Source organism: Chryseobacterium mulctrae, from assembly GCF_006175945.1.
In the GTDB taxonomy this organism is placed as follows: Bacteria; Bacteroidota; Bacteroidia; order Flavobacteriales; family Weeksellaceae; genus Chryseobacterium; species Chryseobacterium mulctrae.
The window spans coordinates 3540461-3561664 of record NZ_VAJL01000001.1 but is presented as its reverse complement, the minus strand read 5'-3'; the positions used below and the strand labels follow the sequence as shown (position 1 = coordinate 3561664).

The following is a 21204-nucleotide window of genomic DNA, read 5'->3' as shown; positions in this document are numbered from 1 at the left end:
CCGTAGAATTTTTTCTACGGTTTTTTATTTTAGACAAAATGTAAAATAAACTTTACAATATGTAAAATATTTTTTACATTTGTTTTAATAAAAAAATACAACTATGAATACATTACAACTTTTCTCAAACCGCTATAAAAAAATAGGCTGGTTTATTTTTATTCCATCATTAATTTTAGGAATAATTTCATTGACAGGAATTATCAATTCTACTGAAATTTCGTTACCCGTATTTTATAGCTCAGGATTTCCTTTGAACAATGAAGATTCGGGATTATTTACGACCACAACAATAGATCTTTTCCCAAATCTTTTTGGAATCTTAATTATCATCGGCGGAATATTGGTAGGATTTTCAAAGGAGAAAATTGAAGATGAATACATCTCAAGTTTAAGATTAAAATCTGTATTTTGGAGCTTAATGGTAACCTACTCTATCGTTCTAATCTTATTTTTAACCATATTTGGAACATTATTCTTCACCGTCATGATTTTGATTATGTTTTTACCTTTGGTACTTTATGTTTTCAGATTTAATTATTTATTACTTAAAAAATGAAAAATACCATTAAAATAGAAAGAGCATTAAAGAATATAACTCAGGAAGATTTGGCAAAAAAAATCGGGGTTTCACGACAGACCATCAATGCCATGGAAGCCGGAAAGTATGTTCCCTCAACAGTTTTAGCATTGAAAATTGCAAAATATTTTGACAAAAAAGTGGAAGATATTTTTGAGCTGGAAGATGAAGATTAATAGAAACTTGCATCTAATTAAAAAATAAACTACTCATTGTAAGTCCTTTATACATTTAACGCAAAGCTTGATCTTTGCACCGCATGTTTTTAAGCAACAAAGATGAATCAATAAATTGATTTTTTTTCAAGCACGCAATTTATTCAAGCTTCATCTGCGACTTTGTCGCCATTCTTTGCTCCTTAAAAAATAAGAGGCTTAAAAATTGAAATCTTTTGCGTAGTAAAATATTTTTCTCATTTTTTAACCCGAACTTAAGTTAATTGAATCAATGAAAAAACTAATCACTTTCTTCCTAATTTTGAACCTAAGCATTGTTTATTCTCAATCTAAAATTTATGCATTTTTAGGAAAGAAAATTTCTGTTGAAAGAGTAAATCCTGACGATAATTTTTATTTAAAATATAGAAATGTTTATAAAGTTGAGCAGGTGTTCGATAATGAAATTAAAACAGATACTCTAATTTTTAATTCATATACTCATATGAATCAGATAAGCTATTCTGTCTACGATTATGCAATCATTTATCTTGTAAAAAATGATAATGGAAATTTCATTCAGAAAAGAACTTATTACACTCCAATCATTTTAAATAAAAATGGTAATTGGTATGGTTTCGAGCCATCTGATGAAAGCACACAAAATTATGAATCAATAATTGCAAAGAATATTTACATCAAGAAAAATCTTAAAACAGCCAAAGAGATTTATCCTGAATTTAAAAAAAGAAAATATCTTATAAAAGCATTTTATCCATCATTGTTTTTTAATTATATGAATAAGAATTCCATAGAAATTAAAAAACTGAAAACAGCAGAAAAACTTTACGAGGAAAAAGTAAAAGAAATATCTGGTAAAAAGAATTGATTAATTATAAAGTAAATTATCCATTTACAAAACTCAAGTCAATCACATTAATTTATTTATATTTGTTTTAAACTAAAACCTCCCACCTAATTCCTAAAACCTTAATAAAATGAAATTCGGACAAGTAGAAGATCCTTCACAAATAGATTTTACCTTACCAAAAGATCATTCCAAAACCAAAGAAATTTTAAAGCAAAACAAAAAAGGACTGGAAAACATTTCGATTGGTTGTGCAAAATGGAACAAGACTGATTTGAAAGGCTTTTATCCTAAAGGTACAAAAGACGAATTGGCTTATTACTCTACACAATTTAATTCGATTGAATTGAATGCGACTTTCTATGGAATGCCTAGTTCTGAACAGGTTTTAACGTGGAAAGAAAAGACACCAGAAAATTTCAAGTTTTTTCCAAAAATAACCAATACGGTTTCGCATTTCAGAAGACTTTTGAATATTGATGATGTTGTAACGCAGTTTGCAACAGCAGTTCTTAATTTTGATGATAAATTAGGAATGGTTTTCTTGCAACTTCATGATAATTTTAAACCAAAAGATTACGAAAGGCTTGAACAGTTTGTGAATAAATGGCCCAAAGAAGTGCCTTTAGCCATCGAACTCAGAAATACAGAATGGTTTACTGATGAAGAAATTTTAGATAAAACCTGCGAACTTTTCGAGCAAAATAATATTACGAATATCATTGTAGATACAGCAGGAAGACGAGATATGCTTCACATGAGATTGACGACTCCAAATGCTTTTATTCGTTATGTCGGTGCAAATCATGAATCAGATTATGCCCGATTGGAAGATTGGCTAGACCGATTGACGACGTGGAAAAAAGAAGGTCTTCAGAATTTGTATTTTTTTGTGCATCAAAATATCGAAAAAGCATCTCCGCTTCTTTCAGCTTATTTTATTGAAAAGATGAATGAAGCTTGGAAAACGGATCTTAAGGTTCCAAAAATGGGACAGGAAAATATGCCTAGTTTATTTTAGAATTATTTTTTTCTTACCAAAAGAACAAAATTCAGGAACAATAAAAGAAAACAAAGCGTTACCCAGATTCCCATCAGCATATTTTGGTAATTGTCTTCTTCTATTTCTTTTTTTGCTATTGCAGAAAGTTTTTCGCTCTGGTTGATGTAATTTTGTACCTCAATCATCTGATCCATATTTTTATTGGGAACAGAATGCTGGGAAAAATAAACGAGATTTTTTTTGCCCAAATATCCTGCAACCCAATATTCATCAGATTTGGTCATTTTCAGATACTCTACTCTGTAATATTCGGGGCGAATTTTTCCGATATGCTTGGTTTCTAAAGGTGTATTTTTATCAAGATTATTGACATTAATGACATAAAAATCCAAAGGTTGCGGAAGTTTATTAATCACCTGTAATGACAAAGAATTGCTTACAACTCCTATCACAGATTTTTTGATAAACCAATACGTAAAAACGGAAACCGCAAAAACTACACTTGCAATCCTGAAAAGTTTTGCCAATTGACCCAACTTTCCTTTTTTCAGTTTAGAAAAAAAGAGCGAGAAAACAAGTGAAAGAAAAATAACAAAAATGATAAATCCCATAAGTGCAAAGATACTTATTTAAAGATTGTTGATGAGATTCTTAATCTACATTCCATTCTTTCATAAACTGGTCGAGGAAAGTCAGCATAAACTGATGTCTTTCTTCGGCTATTTTTTTGCTCTCATTGGTATTCATTAAGTCTTTCAAAAGCAACAGTTTTTCGTAGAAATGATTAATTGTTGTTCCGTCTGATTTTTTATACTCTTCTTTAGACATATTCAGTTTTGGCTGAATATCGGGATGATACATCAGATTATTTTTAAAACCACCGAAATTAAAAGTTCTTGCAACACCAATCGCACCAATCGCATCGATTCTGTCTGCGTCTTGTACAACTTTAAGCTCGATAGGCAAATCTTTTGGAGCTTCTCCCCTATTTTTAAATGAAATATTCTGAATAACAAATAAAACCTGCTGAATAATTTTTTCTTCAACATCCTGACTTTCTAAAAATTCTCTTGAAATTTTCAAAGCTAAAGTTTCGTCTCCATTATGAAATTTTGGGTCGGCAATATCATGCAATAAAGCAGAAAGTTCTACAACTTCAAGATTACAATCTTCGGTCTGAGCAATTTTTTTGGAAATTTTCCAGACTCTTTCAATGTGGAACCAGTCGTGACCAGCTTCTGCTCCTTCCAGTTTTTCTTTTACAAATTGTATTGTGTTTTGAATTATGTTATTCATTTTTAATATAAATTATATTAATTATTTTTTGCCACGAATGCACGAAGCTGATTTTAAATAATCAATTTCAAGTTAATCGAAAATTCGTGCATTCGTGGCTGATTTTCTTTTCTACATAAATCCTTCAGCGAAAATTTGTCTAAATAATTTCATTCAAAATAATATTCCAAAGTTTTTTATTATAGCTTCTGAAAAAATTGACGTGTCCGATTTCACCTTTTTCTGATTCTGAAGTCTTTAAGATTCTATAATCAGGTTTCAAATTAAAATAAACATCATTTAGAAGACTTTTCACCCCTTTATCAGTTAACCATGCATCGTCTTCAGCATATAAAACCAATACTTTTTGGTCTAATTCTTTTGAATAATCTTTAGTTTCAAGCAATAATTTTCCGGTAGATTTTCTGTTCAAAATTAAGGTTCTCCAGTCATAAGCGCAATTTTTTGGAAGACTTTCTCCCAATCCAAACCAATGTGCTGGAAAATAACCGAATAGCTCGGTAAAAAAAGGTTGCGCAAATCCGAAACCGAAAAAAGCTTCCAATTTTGTATTCCATTTTAGGTTTCCAATAAAAGCATTTTGGGTGGCAACGAAGATAAACCGTTCAAATATTGTTGATTTTTCATTCATTCCAACGATTAATGCTCCAACAGAATGTCCCAAACAAAACTTCTGATAACCTGGAAAAGTTTTAATGATAAATTCTGTGACAGTTTTAAAATCTTCATTTCCCCAAGTTCGCATTGAAGCTTTGAAACCCTTCATTTTTTCAGGCTTTGAAAGCCCTATTCCACGGTAATCATAAGTGATGACAGTAAACCCTTGTTCTGCAAAAAATTGGGCAAAAGAAAAGTAAACCTGTTGCTTCACTCCGGTTGCAGAATTGATCAGAATAATTTTATCATTAGATTTTTCAGGTTTAAAGAGATGGGTGGTCAGTTGACATTGATCTTTTGTGCTAAGTATCAGTTTTTCCATGGAACGTAATAAAAAAATCCACATCAAATGTGGAAATTTTTGTTTTATAAATCTCTATTTAAAAGACTTTTCAATATGCATTAAATAAAATCTATAGTAAATCTTTAAGGTAAGGAAGCGCCATTTGTGCACCTTTTCCCAAAGAAACTTTTGAAGAAACCAGATTACCGAATTTTACACAATCTTCAATGGTGTTTTTATGACATAATGCGACTGCAAAACCAGAGGTAAAGGCATCTCCCATTCCCATTTTGTAGACCATGCTTTCATTTTCGTTGCGGAAATATTTCATTTCGGCTCCGTCATAATAAATCGTGGAATTCGTTTCGTCTCTTACGAAAAGTTTATTAAAATATTTTTTAAGAATTTCTTCTCTTTTGTCTTCTCCAAAAATAATAGAAAGCTCATTGCTTCGGGCTATGATAAAATCAACATCATCTAAAATCTGTTCATTTAATCTTGTCCCAGGAGATGCATACAAACCTACCATTTTACCAAGACTTTTTGCTTTTTTTACGGTATATTCAATAACTTCCATTGGTATTTCCAGCTGCAAAAGAACAAGAGATGATGAATGAATATATCTTTCAGCATCATCAATTTGCTTTATCTTCACATTTTTATTGGCAGCAGAATCTACTACAACAGAAAAGTCACCGTTACAGCTCGTTACATAAGCAATGCCCGTAGATTCCTGATCTGTTTCGTAAACAAAACCTACATTCACATTTTCGTTTACAAGATTTCGCATGATCTGCTGTCCTAAAGGATCAATCCCTACACAGCCAACAAAATGAACAGCGGCACCTAATCTTGCGGTACCAACTGCCTGATTGGCTCCTTTTCCTCCAAAATAATTTTCAGAATGACGAGCCATCACCGTTTCATTACGAGACGGAATTTTGTCAGTATACAATATCAAATCTAACGAACAACTGCCAATAACGACAATCTTTGGATGCTCTGATGAAAAGTTCATAATAATATTTTCATAGTCTTCTAGATTTAAAAACTACATTTTAAATGTAAGCAATTTTAGCTAACTAATATCTCAATAAATTCAGTAATAATTTTTACCGGTTTATTTTCTTTATCAAGAGCTATATAACTTGCATAAAAGCCTTCTCCATAACCAGTTTCAAAAGCAAAAATATTTCCCGGATTTTCTTCAGTAGGTTTTAAAAATGCAAACTGATCGATAGCACCGTTTTCATCAAAGAAATGCTCATGGAAAAATTCTTCGTAAATCCCCATAAAATCATCCCCTTTTCTCTGGAAAAGTTTCTGCTCATGAAGATTAAGCTGTTCCTGAGTCTGTACATCCATAAAACAGCCCATTCCGCTTTCTACAGGATAACCAAAAACTTCACCTTCCGCTAAATCTTTTATATTTTGTTCTTTGGTTGTGGCAAGTTTCCATGATGAAATTTTAGCATCACTAAATACAATTTCTGCATAAGCAACACAGTTACTTTCTCTTTCTTTATGAATTAAAACCTGAAAATCTCCTTTTGGAAATTGGGTAGAAAAAGGTTGCATATCATTCGTAATCAAAGGATCACAAGCAACCAATTTTCCGGTGGAAAGGTATATTTTTCCCACTTCAAAACTTTCCAATAACGGACTTTCTACGAAGTCTTTTGAGAAAAGTTTTTGTATGTTTTCTAGATGTTGCATTTATATTATTAGGCTAAGATTTAGGTTAAGTTTGAGATTTAACCCTAAATCTTTATTTTAATGTTTTTAATTCTGTTTGTATTTTCAGCTTTTTCTCAATCCAATAATTCATCCTTTCTATTCTGTCTGGATATTCTTCAGGAGTAGCATTTTGATAAAATTTAATAGAATTTTCATAATCTGTCAAAACTTTTTCTAAGTAATCTTTGTAGTCTTTTTCATTTTGTGGAATGTATCCAATTCCATCACATCCACAACTGAAAAAAGTTTTACCTATTCTATAAAGTCCCTCTATAATTTCCCATTCTTTTTTGGCAGATACTTTTGGAGCTTTAAAATCATGCCCCAAATTAACCATTGCCTCAGTACATTCAGGGCATTCTATAATTCTACTTTCAATTTCATCACATAATTCTTTTAAGCTGTTTATTTCTTTTTTTGTAAATACTTGCCCTACTTTTCTAATAGACTTTCCGTTCAGTTCTTGATATACTTTATCCTTTTTTATTCTCAACAAAATATCATCCACAGGAGTTTGTTTAAATGTTTTTCTACATTTAAAACAAACATAGTGGAATTTATATGTTTTAAGAGCATATCTACACACGTTAGAAAAATAAAATATTAGAGTGTTTTTAATTTTTCTTCCAAAATCGCAATCTTATCTTGCGCATCTTTTTGTTTCTTGCGCTCACTTTCTACCACTTCAGGTTTTGCGTTGGCAACAAATTTTTCGTTAGAAAGTTTTTTATAAACAGAAATCAAGAATCCTTTTAAATATTTTAATTCTTCTTCTGTTTTGATCTTTTCTTCTCCTAAATCTAAGTTTTCACTTAATGGAATTGAAACTTCCGTAGATCCAACAAGGAACGTGAAACTTGGTTTATCTGTTTTGGCTCCGAAATGAATTTCAGAAATATTGGCTAATTTCTTAATTACAGGTTCATTTGCAAATTCAGAAGCATTGGTATAAATTTCAGCGGCTTCTCTTGGTGAAATTCCTTTTGTCTGACGGTAATTTCTAACACCTGAAATAATTTCTGATGCCGTTTCGAAGTTTTTAATAATATCTTCATTAAATCCTTCTGCTTTTTTCTGTTGGGCAATAACCAAAGCTTCATCGATGCTTCTTTCCGAAATCAATTGCCAGATTTCCTCTGACTGGAAAGGCATAAACGGATGAACCAATTTCATCAATTCTTCAAAAAGAGCAACTGTTTTATTGTAAACTTCTTTGGAAATTCCTTCCCCATAATTTGGTTTAATTGCTTCTAAATAAGAACCACAGAAATCATCCCAAATTAATTTGTAAATTAAATGTAAAGCATCAGAAATTCTGAATTTCTCAAACTGATCGTCAATTTCAACAATTGTTTTATTTAATTTATTTTCAAACCATTCGATAGTCTGAGTTTCTGTTGCATTTGCAGGCTTATCTTCATGATTCCACATGTTGATCAAACGGAAAGCACTCCAGATTTTTGTCATGAAATTTCTTCCCTGAAGCATTAAATCTTCATCAAAAAGAAGATCATTTCCAGCCGCAGAACTTAATAAAATACCAACACGAACTCCATCTGCACCATATTTATCCATTAATTCTAAAGGATCTGGTGAATTTCCTAAAGATTTTGACATTTTTCTTCTCTGCTTATCTCTTACAATCCCTGTAAAATAAACATTTTTGAAAGGAACTTCTTTTCTGTATTCCAATCCTGCCATGATCATTCTTGCAACCCAGAAGAAAATAATATCCGGACCTGTTACCAAATCTGAAGTCGGATAATAATAATTGATGTCTTTATTATCTGGATTATTCAAACCGTCAAAAACAGACATTGGCCACAACCAAGATGAGAACCATGTATCAAGAGCGTCTTCGTCTTGTTTTAAGTTTTCAGTTGTTAGTTGTTGGTTGCTTGTTTTTTGCTTCGCAAGTTCTAATGCCTCTTCGATTGTCTCGGCAACTACGAAGTCATTTTCTCCATCACCATAATAGAAGGCAGGAATTTGCTGTCCCCACCAAAGCTGACGAGAAATATTCCAGTCACGGATGTTTTCCATCCAGTGTTTGTAGGTATTTTTAAATTTCTCAGGATAGAATTTTACTTCATCATCCATTACAACATCTAAAGCCGGTTTTCCAATTTCAGACATTTTTAAGAACCACTGAACAGAAACTTTAGGCTCGATAACCGCACCTGTTCTTTCTGAAGTTCCTACTTTATTTACATAATCTTCTGCTTTTAGCAAAAGATCATTTTCTTCTAATTCTTTTGCGATTTGTTTTCTAACATCAAATCTGTTTTTTCCAGCGTAATGTAATCCGTGCTCATTTAGATTTCCGTCATCATCTAAAGCATCAATCATTGGTAGCTGATGTTTTTGTCCGATTTCGTAGTCATTAATGTCGTGTGCAGGAGTAATTTTCAAAGCACCTGTTCCAAATTCTATATCAACATATTCGTCTTCAATAATCGGAATAACTCTGTTTACAATTGGTACAATTACGTTTTTACCTTTTAGATGAGCATATCTCTCATCATTAGGATTGATACAGATTGCAGTATCCCCGAAAATAGTTTCAGGACGCGTTGTAGCTACCGAAAGGAATTCTTCTGTCCCTTCGATTTTATATTTAAGGAAATATAATTTTCCGTTTTGCTCTTTAAAGATTACTTCTTCGTCAGAAATATTGGTTTTTGCTTCCGGATCCCAGTTTACCATTCTGTAACCACGATAAATCAATCCTTTATTGTATAAATCAACAAAAGATTTGATTACCTGCTTAGAAAGAGATTCTTCCATTGTGAATCGGGTTCTGTCCCAATCACAAGAACAACCCAATTTCTTCAGCTGCTCAAGAATTGTTCCGCCGTATTTGTCGGTCCATTCCCAAGCGTGTTTCAAAAATTCTTCTCTGGTAATATCAGATTTATTGATTCCTTCAGACTTCAGTTTAGCAACAACCTTCGCTTCAGTAGCAATTGAAGCGTGATCTGTTCCCGGAACCCAACAAGCATTGAAGCCCTGCATTCTTGCACGACGGACCAAAACATCCTGAATGGTATTATTCAACATATGCCCCATGTGAAGAATTCCTGTGACGTTTGGCGGCGGAATTACAATCGTATAAGGTGGCTTTTCGTTGGGCTCTGAGTGGAAATATTTGTTTTCCAGCCAGTAATTGTACCATTTCTGTTCTGTTTCCTGTGGATTATACTTTTCTGAAATCTGCATAAATTCTGGTTTCTTATAACTTATAATTTGCAAAAATAGTTTAAAGTAAAAAAATGTAAGCACTAATTAAAATAATTTTTAACTTTGTTTCTCAAAATTTATCTAACAAACATATTAACTTTCAAGAATATGAAAAACTTATTAGCAGGAATTGCATTATTCGGAACATTTGCATTAGCATCTGCACAAACAATTACGTTTGACAAAACTACTTATGAATATGGTCAAATTAAACCAAATTCTGATGGTACAAGATTCTTTACTGTAACCAATACAGGAGATAAGCCTCTTATTATTTCTAATGTAAAACCATCTTGTGGATGTACTACACCAGAATTCAGCCAAGCTCCTATTGCACCTGGAAAATCAGCAAAAATTAAAGTTGGATACAACACTGCAAGCGTTTCTCCATTCAACAAAATGATTGAAGTATTTTCTAATGACCCTGTAAATAGCAGAAGCGTAATCTACATTAAAGGTGAAGTAACTCCTAATGCTCCTGAACCCAAACCATTAACTGCTGCAGAACAAAAAGCAGCGGCTAAAGCTGAGAAAAAAGCAGCTAAAATGGCTGCGAAAAAATAATTTTTACTTAAAAAATTTTAAAACCGTCTCAATTGAGGCGGTTTTTTTGTTACATTTATGTTGTTAGATGTTAGATGTTAGATGTTAGATGTTAGATGTTAGATGTTAGATGTTAGATGTTACAAAGTTAAGATATATTGAAATCTCATCATCATTTATCTATTGAATTAAATCATTAAATCATTAAATCATTAAATCATTAAATCATTAAATCATATAAAAAACATGGATAATAATTTCTCAGACGACTTTTTAATTAAAGGAAAATTTTCAATAAAAAAATCTTCAACAGAATATAAAGGAAAACTCACTAAAGAAGAAGGTGTACAATTATTAATTCAGGAAAAAGAAAAGCTTAGAGAGCTTCAGGAAAAACTTTATGCTGACGGAAGTAAATCATTGTTAGTAGTTTTACAGGCGATGGATGCAGCAGGAAAAGACAGTTTAATAGAGCATGTTTTTGGAGGTGTAAATCCTCAGGGTTGCAATGTTACAAGTTTTAAAACTCCAAGTTCTAGAGAATACTCACATGATTTTCTGTGGAGACATTATTTAGCCTTACCCCAGAAAGGGATGATTGGTATCTTTAACCGCTCTCATTACGAAAGTGTTTTGGTCTGTAAAGTACATCCTGAATACAATTTAAGCGAAAAAACCTGGGATTCTGTAAAGGATTTTGATAAAAAATTCTGGGAAAACAGATATGAAAGCATCAGAAATTTTGAAAAACATCTTGCCCAAAATGGAACGACAATTATTAAAATTTTTCTAAATGTCTCTAAAGACGAACAAAAGAAAAGGCTTTTAGACCGTATCAACGAACAGGAAAAAAACTGGAAATTTTCGGCTGCAGACTTACCCGAAAGAGCTTTATTTGACCAATATATGGAATGCTACGAAACTGCCATTAATGAGACTTCAGAAGATGAAGCACCTTGGTACGTAATTCCGGCTGATAATAAATGGTTTGCAAGACTTTCGGCATTACAAATTATTATCGATACTTTAGAAAAAATGGATTTGAAATTCCCTGAGCTTTCAAAAGAAGATAGAAAAGGTCTGGATGAGGCTAAAAAACAATTGGAAGTGAATAAAAAAGAGCTAAGGAAAAAGTAAAAAGAATCAAAGAAAATTGCCACGAATGCACGAAATAAATTTAATAAAAATCATTCGTGTATTCGTGGCATCCTAATAAAAAACCACGAGAAAATCTATAAGCCGGATTTTGTACTTAAAAAAAGTGCCTGTTATTTATCTACGTTTTACATTGCTGCAAAACTTGAGCTGATTACCCCTCGGCTTTCAGAACGAGCCGCCCCTATTTTCATTACTGAAAAGAACCGATATACTTATCATTGCACCACAAAGAGTTTACCTGGTTTCACTACAGCCGAACTGTACCTGCTTTCTGTTGCACTTGTCCTATCCTCACGGATGACGGATGTTATCCGCTTTGCTGCTCTATGGTGTCCGGACTTTCCTACCCTTGACGAAACAAGAATCAACAAGCCGATTTTCTCGTGGTTGCAAAGATACAATTTAATCTAACAATGAAGCAGTGTAACAATTTACCAATTATAAAGAATTACTTTTTTTTTAAATTGTTACACTGTTAAATTATTACATTCTTACATTATATTATTATCTTCGTGCAGTTATACATTTATTTTGATTTCTAAAGAGAAAGAGTTTGCACAGCTTGTAAAAGATAATCAGGGATTGATTATTAAAGTATCGCGTCTGTACACCAATTCGCTGGAAGATGAGGAAGATCTTTTCCAGGAAATTGTTTTACAGCTTTGGCGAAGCTATGATTCTTTTAAAGGAAATTCAAAAATTTCTACTTGGATGTATCGTGTTGCACTGAACACAGCCATCACTCTTTTTAGAAAAAAAAGTAAAAGTTTACAGACTAACGAGCTAGACATCAATCACAGAGATTTCGTTGAAGTTGATGATGACAAACAGCAGCAAATTTCACTTCTTTACACCGTAATAAAAACCTTACCAAATGTAGAAAGGGCAATTGTAATGATGTATCTCGACGACTTGCCTTATAAGGATATAGCCGAAAACTTGGGTATTACGGAAGTGAATGCACGTGTGAAAATGAACAGATTAAAGAAAATCCTTAAAGAAAAAATGGAAAAACATGCCTGAATTTGATTTAGACAGCTTTAAGAAAACCTGGCAAGAACAGCCGGTGAAACCGAAATACGACAACAATGAGATTCTTAAAATGCTCAATAAAAAGTCACGCAATTACATGAAATATATTTTCTGGATTAGTGTAGTAGAGTTTTTATTTTTCAGCGTTTTAGGAGTATTTTATCTTATACAAAGTAATGAATCAGACAGTTTCCTGAGTATCTTAGAGAAAATGGGAGTTCACAGAGATAGTCAACTTGTCACTAAGCTTGATAACATTTATTTGATTGTAAAAATTCTAAGCCTTGTGGTTACCGGATTTTTTGTACTTAAATTTTATCAAAACTACCGTAAAATTAAAATTGAAGAAGATCTTAAGCTTTTTATTATAAGAATAATTACCTTCAAAAAAACAGTGAATGCTTTTATTTTAACTAATATAGGTTTATTATTAGTTCTAATAAGTGCATTTATAGGTTTTACTTTTTACATTATCAATATTCAAAATATCGATGTCAGCAATTCTACTCTAATCAGTTTTTTAGTAGGATTTATTATAGGTACCATCTTGTGCGTATCCTTAATTTGGGTTTATTATAGATTGGTTTATGGAATTATTATGAGCAGGCTCGATAAAAATTTAAATCAGTTAAAAGAAATAGAATCTCAGGAAAATTAAAATATTCATGAATATTTAGCAATAAAAAAAAGCATTCCAAATCTGAAATGCTTTTTTTTATTTTAAAGTTCTTTTCTAAGTCTTGCAACCGGAATATTGAGCTGTTCACGGTACTTTGCAATCGTTCTTCTTGCAATATTATATCCTTGTTCTTTAAGGATTACCACTAAGGCATCATCCGTTAAAGGTTTTCTCTTATTTTCTTTGCTGATTACTTCCTGAAGATGATTTTTAATTTCTTTTGTAGAAACTTCTTCACCGTCATCATTGGTTAAACTGTCAGAAAACAAATCTTTAAGGTAAAGAATTCCGTTAGGTGTATCTGCATACTTACTTTTAACAACTCTTGAAATCGTTGAGATATCAAAACCTGTAATATCTGCGATGTCTTTTAAAATCATAGGTTTTAAAGACTTCTCATCACCTGTGATAAAATAATTATGCTGAAACTTCACAATAGCATTAATCGTCTGAAGCAAAGTATTCTGACGTTGATTAATCGCGTCTATATACCATTTTGCAGCATCTAATTTTTGTTTAATAAATAATGCTGCCTGTTTGTGCTCAGATGACTTTTTATCGTGAGAATAAGTAGTTAAAATGTCTTTATATTCTTCAGAGACTCTTAAAGTAGGTGCATTTTTACTGTTAAGCATTGGAATAACCTGCCCATCTTTCACCTGTATTACAAAATCCGGAATAATTTCCTGATTGATTGTAATGGTTTGGGTATCAAAGTTTCCACCTACTTTTGGAGATAATTTTGAAATTTCCTCTAAAGCATCCTTCAAATCTTCTTCCTCAATATCATATTTCTGAATAATCTTATTGTAATGCTTATTGGTAAGCGCATCAAATTGATATCTCAAAATATTGGCAGCCAAAGAAACCGCTTTATCAGAACTGATTTTTTTCTCAATCTGAAGTAAAAGACATTCCTGCAAACCTCTTGCTCCAACACCAGATGGATCTAATTTCTGAATATAGTTTTCAAGGATATCTTCAACTTTCTCTTTGGTCGTATAAATCCCTTGTGAAAAAGCCAAATCATCTACAATTGCCTTTATCTCTCTTCTCAAATAACCATCGGTATCTAGATTACCAATAATGTATTCAGCAATTTTCAGATCTTCATCATTAATGTTGATAAGGTTGATTTGCTCCATTAGATAGTCATACAACGACTGTCCTTCAGTAAGGAGGCTTTCATTATCAAAATCTTCATCATCGGCAGAATAATTACTTGAAGCCGTTTTATAGCTTGGTTCATCATCATACAGATATTCGTTGACGTCGAAATCAGTTTCTATACTTTCCGAACCTTCACTTTCATAGCTTTCATCTAAAGTTGAGTATTCATCTTCTTTAGACTCATCCTTTGCTACTTCCAGTGCAGGATTTTCTTCAAGTTCCCTTTCGAGTTCTTCCTCAAACTCCAAAGTATGAAGCTGAATCAACTTCATCAGCTGAATCTGCTGAGGAGCAAGTTTCTGTCCTAATTTAAGTTGTAAATGTTGTTTTAGCATATTCTACTTTATGTTTGTTAACATAACATCTACGAATTTAATACTTTTTTTTGAAAAAATCATCTTTAGCACGATTTTTGTAGTATAAAATTTACAAAGTCAATACAATTATGTTTTGGCCTATTTTCACACAAAATATAACCTTATATTTTGTATAAATAATTCAAAAAATTCTCTTATTTTACTTTAAATTTCTTAGGAGCTATTTCCGGCTATCCGCTATTACTCGTTACGCCGTTGCTTTTCCATCTCTAAATCTCACCAACTCTCCAACTCATGCTTCGGGGTAACCGCTGCTATCCGGGCTAGAAAATTCAGCATAAAATAAAAATTGATGATTAACAGAGTTTTTAGTAATTATTTCATATGAATATTCACTGAATCTTTCAAACTATAACTGAACTGACTATTGTAAAGTATTTGATGGCTAAAGAAAATATAAATCTACAAAAAACAGAAACTGTTGTGAAATAAGAGTATATAATTATTCATTACAGATTATAAGTTTGCTGTTGTAAAGAAAGAGTTTTACAGCAAAATGCTATTTTTTGAGTTGAACCAAAAATGTAATGAATAATTGAGTCGCTCCTCCGGAGCTTTGAGAGATGCGGTTATGATTCTCTGCTACAAAGGGTTCGCTCCTCCGGAGCGAACCTTAACCTTAACCTTAACCTAATAGGCAAAATTACTTATTATCTATTATTCATTATCTATTGCTTTAAATGATCATTAATAAAAATATTGTTGATGTATATGCAAAAAAAAAGTCCTCCAATCTTACGATTGAGGACTTTTAAAAAAACTGGCGGCGACCTACTCTCCCGCTTTCGCAGTACCATCGGCGCTAGAGGGCTTAACTTCTGTGTTCGGAATGGGAACAGGTGAGCCCCTCTGCTAAAACCACCCTAAAGGTTGTATATAAGAGGGTAGAGTTTAGTAGTTAGAGGTTAGTGATATACTAACTTCTAATCTCTAATTTCTAACTTCTGATTTTATCGATAAAAACATTCACAAAGAGGTAACCTTGCTGCACTTTCGTAGCACCATATCAGGCTATAAATCTACGGGTAATTAGTACTACTCGGCTATGACATTACTGCCTTTACACCTATAGCCTATCAACGTTGTCATCTCCAACGACCCTTAAAAGATGTCTCATCTTGAGGCGAGTTTCGCACTTATATGCTTTCAGTGCTTATCTCTTCCAAACGTAGCTACTCAGCGGTGCTCCTGGCGGAACAACTGATACACCAGAGGTTTGTTCAAATCGGTCCTCTCGTACTAGATTCAAGCCCTCTCAAACATCTAACGCCCGCAATAGATAGAGACCGAACTGTCTCACGACGTTCTGAACCCAGCTCGCGTGCCACTTTAATGGGCGAACAGCCCAACCCTTGGGACCTTCTCCAGCCCCAGGATGTGACGAGCCGACATCGAGGTGCCGAACCTCCCCGTCGATATGAGCTCTTGGGGGAGACTAGCCTGTTATCCCCGGAGTACCTTTTATCCTATGAGCGATGGCCCTTCCATACGGAACCACCGGATCACTATGTCCTGCTTTCGCACCTGATCGACTTGTAGGTCTCACAGTCAAGCACCCTTATGCCATTACACTCTACGCACGGTTACCAAGCGTGCTGAGGGTACCTTTGAAAGCCTCCGTTACTCTTTTGGAGGCGACCACCCCAGTCAAACTACCCACCACGCAGTGTCCTTCAATACAGAAGTTAGGCTCCAAGTAAGTAAAGGGTGGTATTTCAACGTTGACTCCACAAACACTAGCGTGCCTGCTTCAAAGTCTCCCACCTATCCTACACATTACTTACTCAAAGTCAATACGAAGTTATAGTAAAGGTTCACAGGGTCTTTTCGTCCCATTGCGGGTACTCGGCATCTTCACCGAGACTACAATTTCACAGAGCTCATGGTTGAGACAGTGCCCAGATCGTTACACCATTCGTGCAGGTCGGAACTTACCCGACAAGGAATTTCGCTACCTTAGGACCGTTATAGTTACGGCCGCCGTTTACTGGGGCTTCAGTCAAACGCTTCGCATTGCTGCTAACGCCCTTCCTTAACCTTCCAGCACCGGGCAGGTGTCAGACCCTATACTGCATCTTTCGATTTTGCAGAGTCCTGTGTTTTTGATAAACAGTCGCCTGGGCCTTTTTACTGCGGCCACCATTGCTGATGGCGTCTCTTCTCCCGAAGTTACGAGACTATTTTGCCTAGTTCCTTAACCATGATTCACTCTAGCACCTTAGGATTCTCTCCTCGACTACCTGTGTCGGTTTTGGTACGGGTTGCTTCACTTCGGCTTTTCTTGGAAGCACTTTCCCTACAACAACTTCGCCCGAAGGCTAGGTCTTGACTATTCCGTCAGTCTCCAGTAAGTACGGCACTCCGTCCCCTTTTTAGTGTGAGCAAGTATGGGAATATTAACCCATTGTCCATCCACTACCCCTTTCGGGTTCGCGTTAGGTCCCGACTAACCCTCAGCTGATTAGCATGGCTGAGGAAACCTTAGTCTTTCGGTGAGCGGGTTTCTCGCCCGCTTTATCGTTACTTATGCCTACATTTTCTTTTCTGTCCGCTCCACCAAGCCTCACGACTCAGCTTCTGTGCAAACAGAATGCTCCCCTACCAGATATATCTAATGATATAAATCCATAGCTTCGGTACTCTATTTATGCCCGATTATTATCCATGCCGGACCGCTCGACTAGTGAGCTGTTACGCACTCTTTAAATGAATGGCTGCTTCCAAGCCAACATCCTAGCTGTCAATGCAGTCCAACCGCGTTGCTTCAACTTAATAGAGATTTGGGGACCTTAGCTGTTGGTCTGGGTTCTTTCCCTCTCGGACACGGACCTTAGCACCCGCGCCCTCACTGCCGTGGAACATTTATTAGCATTCGGAGTTTGTCAGGAATTGGTAGGATTTGACTCCCCCGCATCCAATCAGTAGCTCTACCTCTAATAAACTTATACACGACGCTGCACCTAAATGCATTTCGGGGAGTACGAGCTATCTCCCAGTTTGATTGGCCTTTCACCCCTACCCACAGGTCATCCGAAGACTTTTCAACGTCAACCGGTTCGGTCCTCCACTTTGTGTTACCAAAGCTTCAACCTGCCCATGGGTAGATCACAAGGTTTCGCGTCTAATACTACTAACTAAGCGCCCTATTCAGACTCGCTTTCGCTCCGGCTCCGGACCTGAAGTCCTTAACCTCGCTAGTAACATTAACTCGTAGGCTCATTATGCAAAAGGCACGCCGTCACCCAACTTGTGGGCTCCGACCGCTTGTAGGCGTACGGTTTCAGGTTCTATTTCACCCTTCTATTCGAAGTGCTTTTCACCTTTCCTTCACAGTACTTGTTCACTATCGGTCTTTCAGGAGTATTTAGCCTTGGAGGATGGTCCCCCCATATTCAGACAGGATTTCACGTGTCCCGCCCTACTCATTTATCACTTAAATATGCCTTTCATATACGGGGCTATCACCCTCTACGGCTGTTCTTTCCAGAACATTCTATTAAACATATAAAAGCTTTTGGGCTAATCCGCGTTCGCTCGCCACTACTTACGGAATCTCTTCGATTTCTTTTCCTCCGGGTACTTAGATGTTTCAGTTCTCCGGGTTTGCTCTCCTTGCGGAGTGACATGTCTTCAACATGCCGGGTTGCCCCATTCGGACATCTCGGGATCAATTCGTGTGTGCCAATCCCCCGAGCTTTTCGCAGCTTACCACGTCCTTCGTCGCCTCTGAAAGCCTAGGCATCCGCCATACGCCCTTAACGATTTCTTTCCTAATATTATATTAGTTCAGTATTTTTTGATAAACTTTCGTCTATCGATATTTTTATAAACTCGGCACTCGAAAGTGCTCGGTTATCTCTTTGTGATATCTTTACCGTTAATGTCAATGATCTTTAATTCTTTTCAGAAATTCTGATGAACAAATATTGTTTTTGGCTCTATTCGTAACTTTTAAATCAGTTTTCCAAAACTGTGGAGAATAAGGGAGTCGAACCCTTGACCTCCTGCGTGCAAGGCAGGCGCTCTAGCCAGCTGAGCTAATTCCCCCTCTAGGTAAGATGTTAGATGTTAGTAATTAGATATTAGTAAAAAACTAACTTCTAAATTCTAATTTCTAACCTCTATTTCAATTAGTAGTCTCGGGCAGGCTCGAACTGCCGACCTCTACATTATCAGTGTAGCGCTCTAACCAGCTGAGCTACGAGACTCTCTCTAATTAATAATTATTAATTAATAATTGTTAATTATCTCTGTTCCCGTTTACTAATTTCTAGTGGGTTTTGTATTTTTATATTATATATCAACCAAATAAAAAACTAAAGCTTCTCTTTAAGTAAGTACTTATGTATCTTACGATACTAATTTTGTTTATCGTCTAAAGACGCTCTAAAATGAGATGTTCCAGCCGCACCTTCCGGTACGGCTACCTTGTTACGACTTAGCCCTAGTTACTTGTTTTACCCTAGGCAGCTCCTGTTACGGTCACCGACTTCAGGTACCCCAAACTTCCATGGCTTGACGGGCGGTGTGTACAAGGCCCGGGAACGTATTCACCGCATCATGGCTGATATGCGATTACTAGCGATTCCAGCTTCATAGAGTCGAGTTGCAGACTCCAATCCGAACTGAGACCGGCTTTCGAGATTCGCATCCTATCGCTAGGTAGCTGCCCTCTGTACCGGCCATTGTATTACGTGTGTGGCCCAAGGCGTAAGGGCCGTGATGATTTGACGTCATCCCCACCTTCCTCTCTACTTGCGTAGGCAGTCTCACTAGAGTCCCCAACTGAATGATGGCAACTAGTGACAGGGGTTGCGCTCGTTGCAGGACTTAACCTAACACCTCACGGCACGAGCTGACGACAACCATGCAGCACCTTGAAAATTGTCCGAAGAAAAGTCTATTTCTAAACCTGTCAATTCCCATTTAAGCCTTGGTAAGGTTCCTCGCGTATCATCGAATTAAACCACATAATCCACCGCTTGTGCGGGCCCCCGTCAATTCCTTTGAGTTTCATTCTTGCGAACGTACTCCCCAGGTGGCTAACTTATCACTTTCGCTTAGTCTCTGAATCCGAAAACCCAAAAACGAGTTAGCATCGTTTACGGCGTGGACTACCAGGGTATCTAATCCTGTTCGCTCCCCACGCTTTCGTCCATCAGCGTCAGTTAAAACATAGTGACCTGCCTTCGCAATTGGTGTTCTAAGTAATATCTATGCATTTCACCGCTACACTACTTATTCCAGCCACTTCTACTTTACTCAAGACCTGCAGTATCAATGGCAGTTTCATAGTTAAGCTATGAGATTTCACCACTGACTTACAGATCCGCCTACGGACCCTTTAAACCCAATAAATCCGGATAACGCTTGCACCCTCCGTATTACCGCGGCTGCTGGCACGGAGTTAGCCGGTGCTTATTCGTATAGTACCTTCAGCTTTCCACACGTGGAAAGGTTTATCCCTATACAAAAGAAGTTTACAACCCATAGGGCCGTCGTCCTTCACGCGGGATGGCTGGATCAGGCTCTCACCCATTGTCCAATATTCCTCACTGCTGCCTCCCGTAGGAGTCTGGTCCGTGTCTCAGTACCAGTGTGGGGGATCACCCTCTCAGGCCCCCTAAAGATCACTGACTTGGTAGGCCGTTACCCTACCAACTATCTAATCTTGCGCGTGCCCATCTCTATCCACCGGAGTTTTCAATATCAAATGATGCCACTTAATATATTATGGGGTATTAATCTTCCTTTCGAAAGGCTATCCCCCTGATAAAGGCAGGTTGCACACGTGTTCCGCACCCGTACGCCGCTCTCAAGATCCCGAAAGATCTCTACCGCTCGGCTTGCATGTGTTAGGCCTCCCGCTAGCGTTCATCCTGAGCCAGGATCAAACTCTCCATTGTATGTTTGTCTGACTCACTCAAAGTTTTGACGCTTTAGTTTTTCCTTACTTGGTTGTATATTATTTTTCAATGATCTCTTCTCTCTCGCTTTTTACGATACCTACATTTTCTGTCGTTTTCAGTACCGATTTGCGTGTGCAAAAGTAAAACTTTATTTCTAACTGACCAAATGTTTTTAAAAGAAATTTTAAAGTTTTTTGATGACCCTAAATCCTTATTTCCCACACTTGATTTATTCTACTCCGCTCCCGTTTTACCGGACTGCAAAGATAAGAATCTTTTTATTTCTCGCAAATTTTTATTTCAAAAAATTTAAAAGTTTTTTCTAAGATCTTTATCTATCCGTAGATAACACTAGTCTTATCGTTTTCGCCTTATTCAAAGCTCTTCTGCGCTACCAATCAACTCTCGTTTTTCAGTGGGGCAAAAGTAGTACTTTATTACCACACAAAACAAATGAAGAAAACACCAAAATCAGAATTGTGGAAAATTATATTTTTAAATATTTGTTTTACAGGAT

Annotated in this window: 16 protein-coding genes, 2 tRNA genes, 3 rRNA genes and 1 other RNA gene; 8 read left to right on the top strand and 14 right to left on the bottom strand. The window is 35.6% G+C overall.

Annotated features, from left to right (window positions below):
* Positions 1-103 precede the first annotated feature (103 nt).
* From FDY99_RS16475 to FDY99_RS16460, 4 genes are all read left to right on the top strand, one after another.
* The gene (locus FDY99_RS16475) at positions 104-559 is read left to right on the top strand and encodes a hypothetical protein (protein ID WP_139422891.1); all 456 of its coding nucleotides are present in this window, start codon (positions 104-106) and stop codon (positions 557-559) included.
* Positions 556-756 (top strand): helix-turn-helix transcriptional regulator, encoded by a 201-nt coding sequence (locus FDY99_RS16470; protein ID WP_139422890.1) that lies wholly within the window; start codon positions 556-558, stop codon positions 754-756. The genes FDY99_RS16475 and FDY99_RS16470 overlap by 4 nt, the downstream gene beginning before the upstream one ends.
* A gap of 271 nt (positions 757-1027) precedes the next feature.
* The gene (locus tag FDY99_RS16465; protein ID WP_139422889.1) at positions 1028-1624 is read left to right on the top strand and encodes a hypothetical protein; all 597 of its coding nucleotides are present in this window, start codon (positions 1028-1030) and stop codon (positions 1622-1624) included.
* Positions 1625-1733: 109 nt separating this feature from the next.
* Positions 1734-2624 carry a DUF72 domain-containing protein gene (locus FDY99_RS16460; protein WP_139422888.1) on the top strand — a complete coding sequence of 297 codons (891 nt, stop codon included), beginning with the start codon at positions 1734-1736 and terminating at the stop codon, positions 2622-2624.
* A gap of 2 nt (positions 2625-2626) precedes the next feature.
* Here FDY99_RS16460 and FDY99_RS16455 read toward each other — a convergent pair whose 3' ends face one another.
* The 7 genes from FDY99_RS16455 to FDY99_RS16425 all read right to left on the bottom strand — a co-directional run bounded on the left by FDY99_RS16455 (position 2627) and on the right by FDY99_RS16425 (position 9798).
* Positions 2627-3217: a hypothetical protein gene (locus FDY99_RS16455; RefSeq protein WP_084550668.1), complete on the bottom strand. Its 591-nt coding sequence runs from the start codon at positions 3215-3217 to the stop codon at positions 2627-2629.
* Positions 3218-3257: 40 nt separating this feature from the next.
* Positions 3258-3902 carry an HD domain-containing protein gene (locus FDY99_RS16450; protein WP_139422887.1) on the bottom strand — a complete coding sequence of 215 codons (645 nt, stop codon included), beginning with the start codon at positions 3900-3902 and terminating at the stop codon, positions 3258-3260.
* Positions 3903-4041: 139 nt separating this feature from the next.
* On the bottom strand, positions 4042-4881 hold the full coding sequence (locus tag FDY99_RS16445; protein WP_139422886.1) for an alpha/beta hydrolase family protein: 840 nt from the start codon (positions 4879-4881) through the stop codon (positions 4042-4044).
* Between the two features lie 91 nt (positions 4882-4972).
* On the bottom strand, positions 4973-5860 hold the full coding sequence (locus FDY99_RS16440) for a ribokinase (protein WP_139422885.1): 888 nt from the start codon (positions 5858-5860) through the stop codon (positions 4973-4975).
* 56 nt (positions 5861-5916) lie between these two features.
* On the bottom strand, positions 5917-6558 hold the full coding sequence (locus FDY99_RS16435) for a DUF4241 domain-containing protein (RefSeq protein WP_139422884.1): 642 nt from the start codon (positions 6556-6558) through the stop codon (positions 5917-5919).
* Positions 6559-6610: 52 nt separating this feature from the next.
* Positions 6611-7087, bottom strand: coding sequence for a hypothetical protein (locus FDY99_RS16430; RefSeq protein ID WP_139422883.1), 477 nt, complete (start codon positions 7085-7087; stop codon positions 6611-6613).
* A 95-nt stretch (positions 7088-7182) separates the two neighbouring features.
* Positions 7183-9798 carry a valine--tRNA ligase gene (locus tag FDY99_RS16425; RefSeq protein ID WP_139422882.1) on the bottom strand — a complete coding sequence of 872 codons (2616 nt, stop codon included), beginning with the start codon at positions 9796-9798 and terminating at the stop codon, positions 7183-7185.
* A gap of 129 nt (positions 9799-9927) precedes the next feature.
* Between FDY99_RS16425 and FDY99_RS16420 the strand changes: the two genes are divergently transcribed.
* Positions 9928-10383: a DUF1573 domain-containing protein gene (locus tag FDY99_RS16420; RefSeq protein WP_139422881.1), complete on the top strand. Its 456-nt coding sequence runs from the start codon at positions 9928-9930 to the stop codon at positions 10381-10383.
* A gap of 225 nt (positions 10384-10608) precedes the next feature.
* Positions 10609-11499 carry a polyphosphate kinase 2 family protein gene (locus FDY99_RS16415; RefSeq protein ID WP_139422880.1) on the top strand — a complete coding sequence of 297 codons (891 nt, stop codon included), beginning with the start codon at positions 10609-10611 and terminating at the stop codon, positions 11497-11499.
* Between the two features lie 82 nt (positions 11500-11581).
* On the opposite strand, the gene rnpB is transcribed toward FDY99_RS16415, so the two are convergent.
* Positions 11582-11904: RNase P RNA component class A (rnpB, locus tag FDY99_RS16410), an RNA gene on the bottom strand.
* A gap of 147 nt (positions 11905-12051) precedes the next feature.
* Here rnpB and FDY99_RS16405 point away from each other — a divergent pair.
* Positions 12052-12543 carry an RNA polymerase sigma factor gene (locus FDY99_RS16405; protein ID WP_139422879.1) on the top strand — a complete coding sequence of 164 codons (492 nt, stop codon included), beginning with the start codon at positions 12052-12054 and terminating at the stop codon, positions 12541-12543.
* Positions 12536-13210, top strand: coding sequence for a beta-carotene 15,15'-monooxygenase (locus FDY99_RS16400; protein ID WP_116097766.1), 675 nt, complete (start codon positions 12536-12538; stop codon positions 13208-13210). The genes FDY99_RS16405 and FDY99_RS16400 overlap by 8 nt, the downstream gene beginning before the upstream one ends.
* A gap of 62 nt (positions 13211-13272) precedes the next feature.
* Here the strand turns inward: FDY99_RS16400 and rpoN are convergent, their stop codons facing one another.
* The 6 genes from rpoN to FDY99_RS16370 form a co-directional block, all read right to left on the bottom strand.
* Positions 13273-14736 carry an RNA polymerase factor sigma-54 gene (rpoN, locus tag FDY99_RS16395; RefSeq protein WP_102980834.1) on the bottom strand — a complete coding sequence of 488 codons (1464 nt, stop codon included), beginning with the start codon at positions 14734-14736 and terminating at the stop codon, positions 13273-13275.
* An 800-nt stretch (positions 14737-15536) separates the two neighbouring features.
* Positions 15537-15644 (bottom strand): 5S ribosomal RNA (gene rrf / locus FDY99_RS16390).
* Between the two features lie 143 nt (positions 15645-15787).
* Positions 15788-18547: ribosomal RNA gene (locus FDY99_RS16385) — 23S ribosomal RNA — on the bottom strand.
* A 204-nt stretch (positions 18548-18751) separates the two neighbouring features.
* Positions 18752-18825: transfer RNA gene (locus FDY99_RS16380), tRNA-Ala, on the bottom strand.
* 87 nt (positions 18826-18912) lie between these two features.
* A tRNA-Ile gene (locus FDY99_RS16375) sits at positions 18913-18986 on the bottom strand.
* 181 nt (positions 18987-19167) lie between these two features.
* Positions 19168-20684, bottom strand: a 16S ribosomal RNA gene (locus FDY99_RS16370).
* The 16S, 23S and 5S rRNA genes sit together here with 2 tRNA genes alongside, the layout of an rRNA operon.
* Positions 20685-21204: the final 520 nt, after the last annotated feature.